The 15,524-nt window shown below is 65.1% G+C and carries 19 protein-coding genes; 11 read left to right on the top strand and 8 right to left on the bottom strand.

Annotated features, from left to right (window positions below; genetic code table 11):
- Positions 1-23 precede the first annotated feature (23 nt).
- Both ACVWWN_RS31790 and ACVWWN_RS31785 read right to left on the bottom strand, forming a co-directional pair.
- Positions 24-1,112, bottom strand: a complete 1,089-nt coding sequence (locus ACVWWN_RS31790) for an MFS transporter (protein ID WP_457147401.1) — start codon at positions 1,110-1,112, stop codon at positions 24-26.
- A gap of 20 nt (positions 1,113-1,132) precedes the next feature.
- Positions 1,133-1,336: a hypothetical protein gene (locus tag ACVWWN_RS31785; RefSeq protein WP_457147400.1), complete on the bottom strand. Its 204-nt coding sequence runs from the start codon at positions 1,334-1,336 to the stop codon at positions 1,133-1,135.
- Between the two features lie 141 nt (positions 1,337-1,477).
- On the opposite strand from ACVWWN_RS31785, the gene ACVWWN_RS31780 reads away from it, so the two are divergent.
- The 3 genes from ACVWWN_RS31780 to ACVWWN_RS31770 are packed head-to-tail and all read left to right on the top strand — an operon-like array spanning position 1,478 to position 2,917.
- Positions 1,478-2,467, top strand: a complete 990-nt coding sequence (locus ACVWWN_RS31780) for a LacI family DNA-binding transcriptional regulator (protein ID WP_457147399.1) — start codon at positions 1,478-1,480, stop codon at positions 2,465-2,467.
- Between the two features lie 28 nt (positions 2,468-2,495).
- Positions 2,496-2,744: a hypothetical protein gene (locus ACVWWN_RS31775; protein ID WP_457147398.1), complete on the top strand. Its 249-nt coding sequence runs from the start codon at positions 2,496-2,498 to the stop codon at positions 2,742-2,744.
- Positions 2,745-2,752: 8 nt separating this feature from the next.
- Entirely contained in the window at positions 2,753-2,917 is a 165-nt protein-coding gene (locus ACVWWN_RS31770) for a Gfo/Idh/MocA family protein (RefSeq protein WP_457147397.1), read from the top strand.
- Here ACVWWN_RS31770 and ACVWWN_RS31765 read toward each other — a convergent pair.
- The gene (locus ACVWWN_RS31765) at positions 2,905-3,753 is read right to left on the bottom strand and encodes an amidohydrolase family protein (RefSeq protein WP_457147396.1); all 849 of its coding nucleotides are present in this window, start codon (positions 3,751-3,753) and stop codon (positions 2,905-2,907) included. The genes ACVWWN_RS31770 and ACVWWN_RS31765 overlap by 13 nt on opposite strands.
- Positions 3,754-3,985: 232 nt before the next feature.
- On the opposite strand from ACVWWN_RS31765, the gene ACVWWN_RS31760 reads away from it, so the two are divergent.
- The gene (locus ACVWWN_RS31760) at positions 3,986-4,306 is read left to right on the top strand and encodes a DUF2218 domain-containing protein (RefSeq protein ID WP_457147395.1); all 321 of its coding nucleotides are present in this window, start codon (positions 3,986-3,988) and stop codon (positions 4,304-4,306) included.
- Positions 4,307-4,335: 29 nt separating this feature from the next.
- Here ACVWWN_RS31760 and ACVWWN_RS31755 read toward each other — a convergent pair whose 3' ends face one another.
- On the bottom strand, positions 4,336-5,457 hold the full coding sequence (locus ACVWWN_RS31755) for an extracellular catalytic domain type 1 short-chain-length polyhydroxyalkanoate depolymerase (RefSeq protein WP_457147394.1): 1,122 nt from the start codon (positions 5,455-5,457) through the stop codon (positions 4,336-4,338).
- A 54-nt stretch (positions 5,458-5,511) separates the two neighbouring features.
- Positions 5,512-5,910 carry a hypothetical protein gene (locus tag ACVWWN_RS31750; RefSeq protein ID WP_457147393.1) on the bottom strand — a complete coding sequence of 133 codons (399 nt, stop codon included), beginning with the start codon at positions 5,908-5,910 and terminating at the stop codon, positions 5,512-5,514.
- Between the two features lie 360 nt (positions 5,911-6,270).
- Between ACVWWN_RS31750 and asnB the strand changes: the two genes are divergently transcribed.
- Positions 6,271-8,103, top strand: a complete 1,833-nt coding sequence (asnB, locus tag ACVWWN_RS31745) for an asparagine synthase (glutamine-hydrolyzing) (protein ID WP_457147392.1) — start codon at positions 6,271-6,273, stop codon at positions 8,101-8,103.
- A 42-nt stretch (positions 8,104-8,145) separates the two neighbouring features.
- Here asnB and ACVWWN_RS31740 read toward each other — a convergent pair whose 3' ends face one another.
- Together ACVWWN_RS31740 and ACVWWN_RS31735 are read right to left on the bottom strand one after the other, a co-directional pair.
- Positions 8,146-8,964 carry a lytic murein transglycosylase gene (locus ACVWWN_RS31740; protein ID WP_457149355.1) on the bottom strand — a complete coding sequence of 273 codons (819 nt, stop codon included), beginning with the start codon at positions 8,962-8,964 and terminating at the stop codon, positions 8,146-8,148.
- 244 nt (positions 8,965-9,208) lie between these two features.
- Entirely contained in the window at positions 9,209-10,054 is an 846-nt protein-coding gene (locus ACVWWN_RS31735) for a cutinase family protein (protein WP_457147391.1), read from the bottom strand.
- A gap of 511 nt (positions 10,055-10,565) precedes the next feature.
- On the opposite strand from ACVWWN_RS31735, the gene ACVWWN_RS31730 reads away from it, so the two are divergent.
- The 3 genes from ACVWWN_RS31730 to ACVWWN_RS31720 all read left to right on the top strand — a co-directional run bounded on the left by ACVWWN_RS31730 (position 10,566) and on the right by ACVWWN_RS31720 (position 12,425).
- Positions 10,566-10,889, top strand: coding sequence for an ANTAR domain-containing protein (locus tag ACVWWN_RS31730; protein ID WP_457147390.1), 324 nt, complete (start codon positions 10,566-10,568; stop codon positions 10,887-10,889).
- Positions 10,890-11,127: 238 nt separating this feature from the next.
- A complete protein-coding gene (locus ACVWWN_RS31725; protein WP_457147389.1) occupies positions 11,128-11,967 on the top strand; it encodes a GntR family transcriptional regulator in 840 nt (279 codons plus the stop codon).
- Positions 11,964-12,425, top strand: coding sequence for a RidA family protein (locus tag ACVWWN_RS31720; protein WP_457147388.1), 462 nt, complete (start codon positions 11,964-11,966; stop codon positions 12,423-12,425). The genes ACVWWN_RS31725 and ACVWWN_RS31720 overlap by 4 nt, the downstream gene beginning before the upstream one ends.
- A gap of 1 nt (position 12,426) precedes the next feature.
- Here ACVWWN_RS31720 and ACVWWN_RS31715 read toward each other — a convergent pair whose 3' ends face one another.
- Entirely contained in the window at positions 12,427-13,026 is a 600-nt protein-coding gene (locus ACVWWN_RS31715) for an SRPBCC family protein (RefSeq protein WP_457147387.1), read from the bottom strand.
- A 100-nt stretch (positions 13,027-13,126) separates the two neighbouring features.
- Here ACVWWN_RS31715 and ACVWWN_RS31710 point away from each other — a divergent pair, with 100 nt between their 5' ends.
- The 3 genes from ACVWWN_RS31710 (at position 13,127) to ACVWWN_RS31700 (ending at position 15,512) form a co-directional block, all read left to right on the top strand.
- A complete protein-coding gene (locus tag ACVWWN_RS31710; protein ID WP_457147386.1) occupies positions 13,127-14,125 on the top strand; it encodes an LLM class flavin-dependent oxidoreductase in 999 nt (332 codons plus the stop codon).
- The gene (locus ACVWWN_RS31705; protein WP_457147385.1) at positions 14,122-14,436 is read left to right on the top strand and encodes a hypothetical protein; all 315 of its coding nucleotides are present in this window, start codon (positions 14,122-14,124) and stop codon (positions 14,434-14,436) included. Before ACVWWN_RS31710 ends, ACVWWN_RS31705 begins: the two co-directional genes overlap by 4 nt.
- 65 nt (positions 14,437-14,501) lie before the next feature.
- The gene (locus ACVWWN_RS31700) at positions 14,502-15,512 is read left to right on the top strand and encodes an ABC transporter substrate-binding protein (RefSeq protein ID WP_457147384.1); all 1,011 of its coding nucleotides are present in this window, start codon (positions 14,502-14,504) and stop codon (positions 15,510-15,512) included.
- The last annotated feature ends 12 nt before the right edge of the window (positions 15,513-15,524 follow it).

Below are 15,524 nucleotides of genomic sequence, written 5' to 3'. Positions count from 1 at the left end.
TGCGGTGCCGGGCCGCCGACCGGTCACCGGCCCGCCGCTTGGGCCAGCAGCTGCCGCAGCGGGCGAGGCACGATGCCGGCTTCGGCGTCGAGTCGGCGCGCCTTGCGCCGAGTGACGACGATGCCCACGATTGCCAACGCCCACACCGGATACATGACGAGCCAGGCCATCCTGAACGCTTCGGGGGTGAAGCCGCCCGCCGCTGTCATGACGGCGCCCATGGCCGCCAGCACGAATAGCGTGGCCGAGAACCCACCCAGGTTTGCGATGGACTGCGCGACACCGATATTCAGACGCGGATTCGCGGTCCGCGCGATGTCTAGACCCACCACCGAGCCAGGGCCACCCGCGGCCAAAATGACGACGAGTACCACCAGCAGCCACAGCGGAGCAGGCCCGGGGAGCGCCAGTATCAGTGTCCATATCGCGACGTCGGCCGCGACGACGCCGAGGATCAACCACGATCTGTGCAGGGTGTGGCGCGCGGTGAGCACACCGATCACGGGTCCGATGACTACCGAACTCAGCACGAACGCCATGATGAGCAAGCTGGCGGTTGATTCCGAAAGAAGCTGGGCGGAAACCAGATAGGGCAATCCCCACAACAGCGAGAACACCATCATCGGGAACTGTGTGGCCATGTGACCGAAGAAACCCAGACGTGTTCCTGGGCGTGCCCACACCTCTTTGAGTGCGACGCCGACGTCGCGGGCCGATGCGATAGGAGTCGGCACCCACGATCCGGGCGGACCGTTGCGCACGACAGCGAACGCCAATACGCCCATCAGCGCACTGGCGGCGGCGACGCTGGTGAATGCGGTCGACCATCCGCTGTGGTGGAGCAATGCGACGAACGGGACGGCCGACAGAAGCTGCCCCAGTTGACCGACGATCGTGGTCAGTTGGGTCATCAACGGCACCCGTCGTGCAGAAAACCATCGCGGGATGAGCGCCAAGGTTGCCGCGAAGACGACTGCATCGCCGGTTCCGACCAAGACTCGCGCCGCGGCGGTGACGGGCATGGTTGTCGCGTGCGCCAGAAGTATCTGCCCGCAGGCGAGCAGAGCCGCGTTGGCGACGAGCATCGCCCGTGGCCCGAAACGGTCGACCATCAATCCAGCCGGGATCTGCGCTAGCGAGAGAACACCGCCACCTGGATGAACACGAAAGCGGCCAGGGTGCCCGGGCTGAGCCCGAACCGGTCGGCGGCATCCAAGCCCGCAGCGGCGAGAGTGGTCCGCTGCATCACCGTCAGGACGTAGGCGGCCGCGCCTACCGTCCAGATCAGCCACGCGACGCGGGCCCGCTCTGGCACTGCAGCGGCGGTCGGATTCACGGCGATACTCGCTTTCTACGGACCGAGAGCATGTCCGCCCACTCGGCGGCGCGCCGGCGGCGGCAACTACGGCAAGACTTTGCCATAATTGCTGCAGTATGGCAAAATCTGGCAATTAGATCGGTGCGCTGAAGGGGGGCAATGAGCGGTCCTACTGAGGCAGGCAAAGGGCGGACGGTGACCCTTCAGGATGTGGCGAAGGAAGCCGACGTCGCCGTTTCCACGGTGTCGCGGGCGCTGTCAAATCCCGACCGCGTCAGCCGACCCATGCGGGAGCGCATCCAGGAAGTTGCCCGGCGCCTTGGATATACCGCGGCCCGGACACCGGTGCGCGACTCCTTGCTGGCCCTCATGGTCAGTGGCATCGGTAATCCGTATAACGCCGCGCTGATCCGGGGGGTGGAGTCCCAGGCCCGCGCGGCAGGTTCATCATTGGTCGTTGGCGACATCGCCGATGGACCGGAGGTTGAGCTTGCCCATTTCGAGCGGCTCAACGAACGAGTGGACGGCATCGTGCTCGCCTCCAGCCTTCTTCCGGACGATGAGCTTCGCGCGGTGGGGGACAGGGCCGATGTTGTGCTGTTCAACCGCGAGGTTTCGGGATTCTCCAGCGTGACAACGGATTCACGCGACGGTAGCCGGCAGATCGCTGAGCATCTGGCCGCTCTCGGCCATCGTTCGATCGCGTATTTGTCCGGGCCGCCGACCCTATGGACCAACACCGAACGTTGGCGCACGCTTTCCGAGAACGCCGCGCGCTTGGGTGTGGAGATCGTCCGCCTCGGCCCCTTCATGCCGACGCTCGACCAGGGTTACGCGGCGGCCGATGTTGGACTCGGCAGCGGCGCCACCGCGCTGGTGGCGTTCAACGACTTGCTTGCCATCGGGATTCTTCAGCGGTTACGGCGGCGAAAAGTGGACGTCCCGGGCACGATCAGCGTGGTTGGCCACGACGATATCTTCGGGGCCGATTTTTGCCAGCCGTCGCTGACCACCGTCCATAGCGATGTCGAGCACGCCGGCCGAACGCTGGTCGACTTGGTGCGGGGTCGGATCGTCAGCCGACCGGACTCCCCGATCGTGATCCCGACCCAACTGGTGGTTCGGGAGTCGACTGGTGCCAGCCCATGACCGGCGACGAGAGCTGGAGGGTGTCCGGATGAGCGAGGTTCCGATCTCGGTGGCCGGCGCCGGCCTGATCGGTAGGCGGCACATCGCGGAGCTCGACGCCGGTGAATCGGTTGGTCGCGTCGATCGTGGACCCTGGGCCGCCGGGACGGAACTGGCCCAGAAATACCGTGTAGCGCTGTACTCGTCGCGGGCTGAGATGTTCACCAAGGACAAGCCAGACGGCGTCTCGGCCGACGGTGACGCGAGCCCGGAGGCGGGCCCATCCTGCTCAACCTGACGCATGGGGTGAACGATCTGCTGTCGCTGATAGGCGACATCGACACCGTAACGGCGCTTACGTCCAACGCAACTCGAGGCTTTGCGGTCGAGGACGCGGCGGCGGTGAACTTCCGCTTCACCAACGGTGCGCTCGGCACATTCCTACTCTGTCGATTTGTTCAGCGATCCTGATGTGGGGGCGACCCGTCGAAGCCGAAAAGCCGCATCGGCGTGTGCCACAACACCTTCCGGCGGTCGGCGGGGGCGGGGATCAGTCGCTCGACAAGGGCGAGGACAAGTCCGTAGTCGATCCGCTCAGGGGCACGCAGGAACGGCCAGTCCGACCCCCATACGCACCGGTCGGGCGTGAACGCCTCGAGAAGTGCCTGCACGAACGGCCAAGAATCCTCCCACGGGTAGCGCTCCGCGGAGCATTTCACCAAGCCGGAGATCTTGACGAAGTACCGTCCGCTCGATGCAAGGTCGAGCAACCGGGAAAAACCCGGTTGGCGTAGTCCAGCTGCGGGAGCGGGTCGCCCGCAGTGATCGACCAGGATACGCACCCCGGACGGCGCCAGAATCGGGGCCATCTCGATCAGTTGGTCCCTGTCGACCTGCAGGTCGACGAACATGTCCAGAGCGGCGAGATTGCGCAGCAGTGATGCGGTGTCACGGAAGTGGTCGACGCCAAGCAGGGCCGCCTGCATTGTGGTGCCGACTATGCCGAGGGCGCGCAGCCGCTCCAGTTGGGAACGGCTGACGTCGTTGTCGACGACAGCGACGCCCTTGAACCGGCCGTTTCCCCGCGCGAGGAAATCCAGAAGGCAGCGGTTGTCGGTGTGGTAGCCCGAATTGGGTCCGACTACCAGTGCATGTCGGGAACCGTAGGCGTCGAACAGATCGGTCAGTTGAGGCGCCGTGCCCTGCTCGTTGGCGACTGGATGATACCAGGCGTCCGGCGCATATCCGAAATGTGCGGGGTCGAGAAGGTGGTTGTGACAATCGATCTTGGGTTCGTCGTAGATCATCAAGTCTCAGTGTCCAGCAGGGCATCGATGCAGACAAAAATCGACCGATGCCTTCCGGAGAGCGAGAAACCGTCGCAGCGTGTTGTCTTCCGGCCTGCACTTGAGCGCTTGACGTCCACGCGGTATCGGGATCCCGCTGAACGGAAGCGGAGGGTGAGTATCTTGCGCGAGCGACCACCGAGCGGACAGTCTTCGGATATGCACCCCGCGTTGGAAGGGTCCAGGAGGTTCTGTGCTCGAATCAACCGCAGTCGTCGTCACTGACGCGCCTGAACGCTACGCGAAGCAACTGCTCGCCCATCTCGGGCGAAAAAACACCGTCGAGACGCTTGGCGGTGAGCGGCAGGGGGGACGGCTGGTGTTCTCCTACGGCACCGCTACCGTCCGGCCGGAGGACAACCAGTTGGTACTCAAGGCTGCCGCCGAGGACCCCGACTCGCTGGCCCACGTCGAAGACGTACTGGCCCGCCACTTAGAGCGGTTCGGGGCAAAACGTGAGCTGGTGGTGACCTGGCAGCGCGGCGGACCCGAGGATGAAGCCACCGACGGCTGAGTTTCGGGCAACCCCCCGCTAGTGGGCCGCTAGGGTTTCAGGCGCTGTGCGAGCAGGAACCGCGCCATCTCGGCTGACGCGTCGGGGCCCATCGGGTCGGTGTAGGACCCAACCGGGTTCCCTCCCGACCACGCGTGCCCGCCGCCGTGGACGGTCCACGACTCGGCAAGGACCGTGCCGTCGACGTCGGCGTACACAGCGCGGGTGCAGGCGTGACCGGCGGCCCGCGCGTCGAGATTCGTCGTTTCAGATACCGGGGTGTCGGATGCCGCCACCCGGGCGGCAACGAGGTTCCTGGCGTTCACCGGTGCCACGATGTTGTCGCGGTCGCCGTGGAACACGATCAACGGCACGTGGCCGCCGGGGGCCGGTGAACCGCCTGACCGCATGGCGACGAACGCCGAGGCGACGTTACGCGCAGCGCAGTAGGCGATTCCGGAGTGCACTCCGACCCCCGCGTAGAGCTCCGGGTAGGTCGCGGCCATCACCGCCGCCATGGCGCCGCCGGCGGAGAGCCCGGCGACATAGACCCTGGCGGGGTCGATCGCGTGGTCGGCCATGATCTGACGGGTAATGCCGGCGATGATCGCCGGCTCACCGGCCCCCGCCTGTTGGTCGGCGGGCGAAAACCAGTTCCAGTAGCCGCCGTTGTTGGCCGCTGCGGACTGCTGCGGGTATGCGACCAGGAACATGTGCTGCTCGGCGAGGTCATTCATCCGGGTGCCTGCGGCGAAATCGGTGGCGTCCTGCTTGCCGCCGTGCAGCATGACGATCAGGGGTACCGGCGCACCGGTGTAGCCGGTCGGGATGTAGAGGTCGAAGTCTCTGGTTCCCGCCGGCTCGGTGTGGGTCAAGTGGCGGATCTCACCGCCGGCTGCCGCGGCCGCTTCGGCCGCGGCAGGGTTAGGGGCGAGCGGCAGCCGAAGTTTGTCGAGCATCAGTCCGGGCCGGCGCATGGTGCGCCATGCCGCTGGCGGCAGGTGTCGGCGCCCTGCGAGTCGCGCCGGGATTCCAGGGGCGGTGCCGACGGGACTGGTCGGACACGCGGCGTCGAGCGAACGCTGCAGAACCGCAAAGGCCTCTGTCAGCCGGCCTGCGCGGGTCAGTCTCAGCGCTTCGGCCATGCCGGTGCTGCGGAGTTCGTCGTTCATGGGAGCCCTTCGGGGTGATGTGGTCGTCGGCCGGTCGGTCGGCGTCTTTGATGCTCAGTTGGTGGTGCGGTTGGCGAGGGCGGCTTTCACAGTTTTCGGCGCCCGGAATGCGCCGAGCACCTCGACCGACGAGATCGTCGCGACCGCGAGGTCGGCACTTACGTCGTTGGCGATAGTGGCCAACCCGAGAACATGCAGGTCGACCGTTTGCCCGGCGGCGCGAAGTTCCTCGAGGTCACGGCGGCTCAGATGTTGTGTGCCGAGGGTCAGAGCTCGGCGCGCCACCGTGTTGTTCACCGCTTCCGCCCGGGTTTCGATCTGACGTCGGATCGCGGTACGGATGAAGTCGGTGCGGTTGGCGTAGAAGCCCTCACTGACGAGAAGATCGATGTGGCCGAGGTCGACCGGGCCCACGTTGATGGTGATTTTCTCGCTCTTGTCGATCTCCGCCATAGGCACTCCATCCCATCCGCTCACCATCCTAACGCCATCCTCGTGGATGGCGCGGATTGCCTTCCGGACCGCTCTGTGACCGGGCTCCCAATGCCGACATTGTGTACGGGCCGCCAACGGTTGGGCCCGAGAGTCCGCCCAATGGGGCGGCCTCTGCGGTCGCTGTGAATATGCGGTCATATCGTTTGATGGGGGCGAAACCTGGTAATTACCAGTGCAATTACCCAGTAATCGCTGTGGGTGTCGCCGAAATAGACAGTGCTGCTGGTCGTTCGATGTCTGTGACGATGCCCACAGCGCATTCGTTCGTTGTATAGACTAACAATGAAGTTACATCCTGGAAACACTGGAGGTAACGACATGTGCGGCATTACTGGGTGGGTGGATTTCGCGCGGGACCTGGCACGCGAACGCGACGTGATCGACGCGATGACGCTGACGATGGCGTGTCGAGGCCCCGACGCGTCGGGCGTGTGGGTGAAAGGGCATGCGGCGCTTGGCCATCGCCGGTTGGCGGTGATCGATCTGCCGGGTGGTGCCCAACCGATGTCGGTGTCGACGCCGCGCGGCGATGTGGTGATGGTGTACAGCGGCGAGGCCTACAACTTCACCGAATTGCGCGACGAGCTGATCGCCAAAGGGGAACGGTTCCAGACGTCCAGTGACACCGAGGTGGTGCTGCGGGGTTACCTGCAGTGGGGGGAGGCGCTCGCCGACCGCCTCAACGGGATGTTCGCGTTTGCGATCTGGGATTCACGCGAAGAGAAGCTGGTGATGATCCGCGACCGGATGGGCATCAAGCCGTTCTACTTCTATCCCACGCCGGATGGCGTGTTGTTCGGTTCGGAACCCAAGGCGATCTTGGCCAACGCGCTGGCCAAGCGAGTGGTCGATGTGGAGGGTCTGCGCGAGATCATTGTCCCGATCAAGACCCCTAGGCTCGCCGTCTGGAAGGGCATGCGCGAAGTGGAACCGGGCACGATCGTCACGGTTGACGAACGGGGCATCAGGGAACGGACGTATTGGCGGCTGGAGTCGCGGCTGCACACCGACGACCAGGACACCACCGTGGGGCGGGTGCGGGAATTGCTCGACGACATCGTGCGCCGGCAGCTGGTGTCCGATGTGCCCGAATGTGTGTTGCTGTCAGGCGGCCTGGACTCCAGCGCCATCACCGCCCTGTCCGCCCGTGAACTGAGCATTCCGGTGCGCAGCTTCTCCGTTGACTTCGCCGGCCAGGCCGACAACTTCACGCCCGACGAGCTCCGCCCGACCATGGACACCCCGTATGTCCACGACGTGGCCGAGCACGTCGGCTCCGACCACACCGATATCGTGCTCGACCACGACGAGCTGGCCGATCCGGACGTCCGGCGCAGGGTGATCACCGCGCGGGACCTCCCGCTGAGCTTCGGCGATCTGGATGTCTCGCTGTACCTGTTGTTCAAGGCAATTCGCGCGCAGTCCACCGTGGCGCTGTCGGGGGAGTCAGCCGACGAGATCTTCGGTGGGTACCGGCAGTTCCACGACCCCATAGTTCAACAGACTGACGATTTCCCGTGGATCGCCATCAGGGAAGAGTCGCTCTTCGACACCACCGCCCAGATGTACACGCAGCCGGTCCGTTCGGCGGTGGACGTGGAGACCTACAAGCGCGACAGGTACGCCGAGGCGGTCGGCGAGGTCGCCAGGGTCGACGGAGAGGACGACTTCACCCATCGGATGCGGGTGATGAGTTATCTGCACTTGACGCGGTTCGTGCGGATCCTGCTGGACCGCAAGGACCGGATGAGCATGGCGGTCGGGCTCGAGGTGCGGGTGCCGTTCTGCGATCACCGGTTGGTGGATTACGTGTACAACACACCGTGGTCACTGAAGACGTTCGACGGACGCGAGAAGAGCCTACTGCGTGGGGCCGCCCGCGATGTGCTGCCCGAGTCTGTGGTGCAACGGGTCAAGAGCCCCTACCCCTCCACCTCCGATCCGCAGTACGGAGCTGAAATCCAGCGGCAGGCCAAGGATCTGCTCGGTTCGGACAACGACGCATTGTTCGGCCTGATCGACCGGGCCGCCCTGGAGCAGCTGACGGAACTCGATTCGCACACGCTGCCTTCGGGCGCCAGGAACAAGATGGAGCGGGTCCTCGACCTGGCGATGTGGATCGACATCTACCAGCCGGAGATCGTTGTCTGACGCAGCCTTGCAGCGACGACACCATCGCGCGGCCCCGACGATTTATTGCGGGTGGGTTGCCAGGTAGTCGGCGACCGGGATCGGTGACGTCGCGTCGTAACCGATTGGGAGCAGCACGTCACCGGAGGTCGTCATGTAGTAGACCTCCCAGCGGTAGTAACCGGCGAATGCGGCGGGATCGGCGGCAATCACCGCCGCGTAGTCGTTGACCGCCTGGACGTATTCGTTTGCGTGGTTGTACCGGTAGATAGCGTGATCACGATCGTCGACAAAGCCGTTGGCTGCCAAGTAGCGACCGGCGGCCATGATGGCATCGCGGGGCGAGTGGACGTCGCCGCCTTCGCCGTAGGCGGCGAACGTCGACGGCAGGAACTGCATGGGCCCTTGCGCGCCGGCGGTGCTCAACCCGTCGATGCTGCCGAAGCCGGTCTCGATCAGGTTGATCGCGGCCAGGTAATTCCAATCGACGCCGGACGCCGACTCCGCCTCGTGGTAGTAGCCGAGCAACTTCTGCGCCGGAACGGGCGGCACGATGCGCCATGCCGGCAACATGTCCTTGGCCTGCGACATCGCGGTGAGCTGGCGTCGGGCGTCGACATTGCAGTCATAGACCTTGAGCAACGACGCCGGCACGCGGGGCCGCGTGACGGCATCCCATTCCGGGTGGTGCCCGATAGCGCGGTAGGCCGCCTGCTGCCGGCGCGCGGCCGCCACCAGCGCGTCCTCCGCCGTTGACGGGTCGCGCAAAGCCTGCTCGTCGGCGACGAGGTCGTCGACCAGCTGCACTGGGTCCGGCGCCAGTCGGGGCCGCGCGCCGGCGGGCATGTTTGCTTCGGCGGCCACCGTCGGCTTGTCCGACATGGCTGCGCCGGCCGGCCCGGTGGGCACCGTCCTCGGGGTCGAGGCCGCCACCGTCGTCGCGGTCGGCGATGGTGCCGACCCTGAACACGCGACAAGTGCGAACAAGATCGTGGTGAGCACGAGCAGGTTCCCTCGTCTCAGCCGAACGGCGACTACACGGTCAGGGCGCACTGGTTCACTTCCGTCGGCTGCTTCAGAGAATGACGCTATTCCGGAGCCGAAATCTCGCCGCATTACCCCGGGGTCAAGCCAGCGGCTCGACGGGCGATGCCGGTGCAACCGGAACTGCAGGGCCAGGAGGCGTCAGGGGTGCCGACGGCAGATGAGGTGCTGGGGCCGCACCTGGCGCAGGGAGCGCCCAGGGAGCCGGTGCCCTACCAGCCAGGAGTGGGGCCGCGGCATCCGCGTCCCAACTGGCCTGGAGTCGACTCGTGACGAAAGCCGCTCCCTGATCGACCATGCCGGTCTCGTCGTATTGGTCGTGTGCCGAAAAACTCGACCCGTGAGGATCGCAAACCAGGTCGTTGTCGACGCACAAGTCGATGGTCTTGTCCACATACTGCGGACCGACGACGACCGGCGGGTCGTTGATCGCGTTCATGAAGCGTGTCGACGGTTTCCCGAAGAGGGCGACCGCCGCAACGTGGTCGGCCACGTCGGGCGGCATCGGGGCCGGCACGTCCGACGCGGCAACCCCGTCGGGCACAACGCTGGCGGTGACGAAACCCATGACCGCCGCGCCTTGGGAGAATCCGCCGAGCACCACCTTGGTGTGAGGACAGGTTGCCGCCGTGGCAAGGATATGCGCGCGTGCGTCCGCAATGCCATCGACGGCCGTGGGGAAGTCGGTGGTGGCGGGGTAGTCGACCGCGTATACGCCGACCGTCTTCCCGCCGACTCGAGAGCGCAGGGAGTCGATGAACGCATCGCCGGTCGGGCCAGGGCCAGGTTCCTCGGTGGTGCCGCGGGCAAACACCACCTCGGCGTCGGGACACGCGTCGCCGTGCGCGGACGGCATCGGCGCACTCTGCATCGTGCACATCGCCAATGTCGCCGCGCCGATCAATCCAGCGATGCGGCGTGGACCCACCGACCAATGCTGACATACCGGGACGTCTGGTGCGCGTGGATTCGGTGGTCCGAGGACCTCAACGCCATCGCCCACATGATCGTCAATGACGGGACGGTCCTGGCGCCGCCCTCCTCGGGGTCGTCGAAGTCCAGCACCCCGACACGCGCATCTGAGTTCGCTGTGGTGCTTTGAGGCCCGCAGGTTCGCGCCCTGCAACTCGTATGGGTCGACGACCGCGGTTGCTGGCCTTGGGACGCGGCGCGGGGTCCGGCCGGTGAAGGCAACCGGTGCCTGGTATGCGAACACGACGAGGCGATTCGGATGACGATTGGATGCAAGGGCGCCGGATAGGCAGCGGATCACGCACAGTCCCACACTCATCGGCGTGCGACGAAGAACCCCGCTGCATCGGAATTGGCATCGACCGCTGTTTCTTGCGCGTGTATTTCCGGCTGCGTTGCTGGTTGCAGTAACCAATGGCGGGTATAACGGCGTCATGATCTGAAAGTGACGTGAAAGGGGCGACAATATGACCGAATCCAATGCAGGCGTTGACCTGCTGTCGCGCCGGGTCATCGATGTGGCGGTCGGGGTATTGGTCGGCTGGCGGGGCTGTTCGGAACGAGAAGCTTTCGACGAAATCGTCTGCGCTGTCAAGGACACTGGCGTGGGACTCGGCAGCATGGCGCGCGCCTTGGTGGCGTTGGCGAGCGGCGGGAAAGCGTCCGATCCGCATCAGGCCGAGGCGCTCCGGCGCTGGGGTGGCGAGATGCCGGTCGGACAGCGTGGGCGAGCTGACGGCGCGAGCATGTCCGCCGCCGTCACCGCGGAAACACGAGCAGGGCGCGGATAGGTCAACCGACATCGACAAGGGGTGGGTTGACAGCTGGCGTGTGGTAGCCGATTGTCAGCGCGCAGGCGCCAATTCCGCTGTCTGAGGTCTAATTTCGACGCCCGTGGTGGATGCCATCGATTTGTGGAAGCCGAGCTTCTCTTTTGCGAAGCTCATGACAACTAACACGCAACGAGCGCGAGGTTCTCTAACCGCCTGAATTGACGCATCCCCCGCTTTGATCGGCCGCTGCGCAATTGTGGAAGGGGACCTGAACAGCCCCTCGTCGGCTGACGGCGTCGCGGTGTCATCGGCTGCTGGTGCCGGCAAAGCAGGATCGCATAGAATATCCAATATCCTGCGAAAGCGAGAGTCGATGCCACCGCGCACCCAACGCGTCCGAGCTGCCGATCCGGCCAACGGGCAGCGGTCGGACTTCGTCCGTCCGAAGACAGCGAACCAAGCCGTTGCTGAGGCATTGCGTCGCGACATCACCAGCGGCAGATTCCCGCCGGGCAGCTGGATCGTGCAGGAGAACGTGGTTGAGCTGTACGGGGTCTCGCGGATTCCGATCCGGGAGGCGCTGAAAACACTCGAGGCCGAAGAGTACGTCACCTATGTGCCGCACAGCGGCTACCGAGTGGCGGAACTCGGTCTGGAAGAACTGCAAGAGGTCTTTCGCCTGCGGGCAATCTTGGAAGACGTGCTGATTCGCGATGCCATGCCCCATGTCACCGACGAAATCATCGAGCAGATGCGAGTGCAGATGGCGGAAATGGACACAGCCGCCGCAGCCGACGATCTTGTTGCCGTTGGGCTGGCCAACCGGCAGTTTCACTTCCTGACATTCCAGGAAAGTCGGATGGCGCGCACGAAACGCATCGTCACCCAGCTCTACAACACTGCCGACGCATACCGCCCCCTGTACGCGCACCTGATGGATTTGAGCAAGGTGAACAGCGAGCACGTCATGTTGACCGACGCGATGGCCCAGCGCGATGTGCAAAAGGTGCTGGCCTTGCACCAAGCGCATCGCTCGCACGCCATCGATCACCTGACCCAGGCTCTCACCGCGGAGCAGGCGGGGTCGGTCACGTGATCCCGAGCCGGCGGTTGGCCCGCCTCGGGCTCAGTGTGCCGGCGGCCGCCATTCCGAAAGGCGCCTACTTTCCGAGCCGTCTGTGCGGCAACCAGTTATGGGTTTCCGGCGCAACCGCGCGCCAGCCGGGCCGGCCGGGTTTGGCCGGCGTGGTCGGCACTGACATATCCGTCGAACAGGCGCAAGCCCAGGCTCACCTCGCGGCTCTCAACTTGATCGGAGCAATCGATGCATCGGTCGGCGTCGACAACGTGAGTGCGTTGGTGCACCTGCGTGGGTACGTGCGGGCGGCCGAAGAATTCGATGCGCATCCTGTGGTCATCGACGGTGCCTCGCGTCTGTTGCTCGAGGTCTTCGGCGACGAGTGTGGTGCCCACGCGCGCACCGCCGTCGGCGTGGCATCATTGCCCGGGGGAGCGTGCGTCGAGCTGGAGATGGTTGCGTCTGTTGCCAATTGACTCAGGCTAGACGCTCGGCCGTTCGTCCGAGGGCGAGCCCGAGCGCAATTCCGGCCAGCACGGTGAGTGCCAGTACCGCTCGCTCACCGATCACCGTCGGTGTCGCTGCGGGCGCCGCCGACGACAGGTGACTCACGTCGGTGTCGAGGCTGTCGTGCGGCGCGGTGATGAGCTGGTTCAGCCGGTTGGCGAACTGCGCAAGGATTCGGTTACTCACCTGAGAGATGACGCCGCTGCCGAACTGCGCGATCCGTCCGCCGAGCTCGAGATCGGTGGTCACGGTGACCGCCGAGCGGCCGCCGTTTTCCTCGGCCACCATGGTGATCGTCGCTGACGCGGAGCCGTTGCCCTTGCGGTCGCGGGCCAGGCCGCGCACCACCATCTGATGTCCGGCATCGTCGCGGCTGACGACGGTCGCTGTCCCGCTCAACGTCAAGCCGATCGGCCCCACCTTGACGGCCACGCTCGCGTGATGATCATCGCCGTCGCTGCGCTCGAGTTGAGCGCCCGGAATGCACTCGGCGACTTTGGGGATATCGGTGAGTATTTCCCAGGCGACGTTCAACGGCGCATCGACCACGAATTCGTTGACGAGCTGCACGGAACTGGATCCTTCGTCTCGACCGGTGCGGTTGTGCCACCCGGATCATCGGCTTACGATTGGATATTCTATCCAACCACGTGTATGGAGGTCCACGGGCATGCTGAGCAAGGGCGTTGGTCTGTTTCCCACCGAGCCGGTGGCCCAGATGCGCGGGTACGTCCACCTCTGTGAGGCGCTGGGTTACGACAATGTCTGGCTTGGTGACTCCCAGAACATCTGGCGCGAATCGACCACTGTGATGGGCGCGGCGGCCGTGGGGACCACGCGGATCATCTTCGGCACCGGCGTGACGAACGCCGTCACACGTCACCCGTCACTGCTCGCATCGACCTGGGCAACCTTGGCGGAGTTCACGAATGGGCGGGTCGCCCTCGGTATCGGAACCGGGGACTCGTCACTACGAACGATGGGCCTCAAGCCGCAGAAGCTCGCTGAGCTCGAGCGGTCGGTAACGGAGTTGCGCACTCTGTTCCGCGGAGAGAAGGTCGTCGAGGCCAGCAGCGGAGCCGAATACCACCTCAACTACCTGACCGATGCGCTGGACATCCCGATCTACATCGCCGCTTCTGCGCCGAAGATCCTGCGGATGTCGGGTCGCATCGCGGATGGCGTGATCGTTCTGGTCGGAACGGCGCCGAGATTCATCGAGGCGGCGCTGGAGACGATCGAAGCCGGTGCGCGCGAAAGCGGTCGGACGTTGCAAGACCTGCACATCGTGCTGTGGACGCCGACCGCCATCAGCGACAATCGCGTCGAGGCGCGTGACCTGGTCCGCGCCCACGTATCCCGTGTTGCGATCCGGCCCTTGCCGGCGAAGGTCGAGCCGGCCCTGGAGAAGGCCATCGATCGAATCCGGGACAGCTACAACTACTACGAGCACATGGACACCGAGGCCTCGCATGCCGACCTGGTGCCGGACGAGCTGGTCGACCTGTTCGCGCTCGCAGGCACCCCGGATGAATGTGCGCAGCGAGTCAAGGAAATCGAATCGCTTGGCATCGACCAGGTCTCGATCGTGCCGTTCGTCCGGCCCGGTCACAGCAGGGAAGACACCATCCGCACGTTCGCCGAGATCGTCGACGGACCACGGCAATGACCGACGGCGAGACGAGGACAGCCGAAACTCCCGGGTTCCCGGCTCCGGGCAGTGCGGTTCCTGGCGCTCCGCCAGTCCTGAAGAGGGCGCTCACGCCCGCTGACGGCGTGCCGGTCGGCCCGAAGCCACACCCGGACGCGCGGGACGGCGTCCAGCTCGCGGTCTCGCCGGGAAGTCCCGGCGCATCGGCGCCGGGACGAACCGGGTCGCCGCTGATCGCGGCGGCGGCGATGCTCGGCATCGCGGCCGGGCTCGAGCTTGCCGCGCTGATGACGGGTCGGTCGAGGCGTCGAAGCACACATTCCGGCTAAAAGTTGACGCATATCACACCACTTCGTATAGTTGGATCCAATATGCAGTTATCGTCGAGAGGTCTATGATGTCGCGTCTTGCGAAATACCTGATGACGGTGTTCACGGTTCTCGGGTTGGTAGCCGGTGCTACCGCCTGTGCCGACGAATCGGCCGCTCCGCAATCCGGCGGCGAGGGCGGTGGCAACGGCGGAACGAAAACCCTCAGCATCTCCGCGACCGGCGTCGACAGCCTGCCCTTCATGGCGATCCTGCAGGCCGGCATCAACAAGAAGTGGTTCGACGACGAGGGCATCAAGGTCGACCTGTACTCCGGTGGCGGTGGCGGTAACACGTTACGGGTGGTGACCAGCGGTGACGCTGACTTGGCGATTGCAGGCAACACCTCGGTGATTCTGGCTGCGCAGCAACCGAACTCGAACTTGAAAGTGATCGCGCCCTGGTTCCAGGTGAACGATTTCTCCTGGATCTGTCCGCCGGGGCGCAAGGTCGACGGCGCGACGTTGGGCTTCAGCTCCGCCGGCTCGTCGACCGAGTTGCTCGTCAAGGGGCTCGAAAAGAAACTGCCCGGAGTGAAAGCGCAGGCCGTCGGAGCGATGGGCGATAACTGGACAGCCGCCAAAGCCAACCAGATAACCGCGGGCTGGGCGATGCAGCCGTTCATCGCCGACAAGCAGGCGTCCGACAACGCCCAGATCCTGGTCAACTCACGCGATCTACTCGGCGATCTGCCTGCCGATCTGGTGGCGGTGAATGCCGATTACGCGAAGGCCAACCCGGACAATCTGCGGTCGTTCTTCAAGGTGGTTGGTCGGCTCAACCAGTGGGTGGTAGGGAACCCCGACCAGGCCGCGACGGAGTTGGCTCCGCTGGTCGGCGTGACCCCGGACGTGATGAAGGCGGCGTTCAAGAACAGCCCCGACCTCGCCAAGGGGTACTCCCTGAAGGTCGACCCGACCGGCCTGAAGAATCTCTCCGACCTGATGGTGGCTGCGGGCCAGATCACCGCGCCGGTCGACTGGGCGAAGGTGATGGACCAGCAGTACCTGCCAGACAACGCACGCGCGAGCTTCTGAGCCGACAGGCTG

The sequence above is a fragment of the Mycobacterium sp. URHB0021 genome (genome assembly GCF_054057895.1).
Note: the sequence above shows the minus strand (reverse complement) of the source record. Positions and strands in the feature narration are given on the sequence as shown.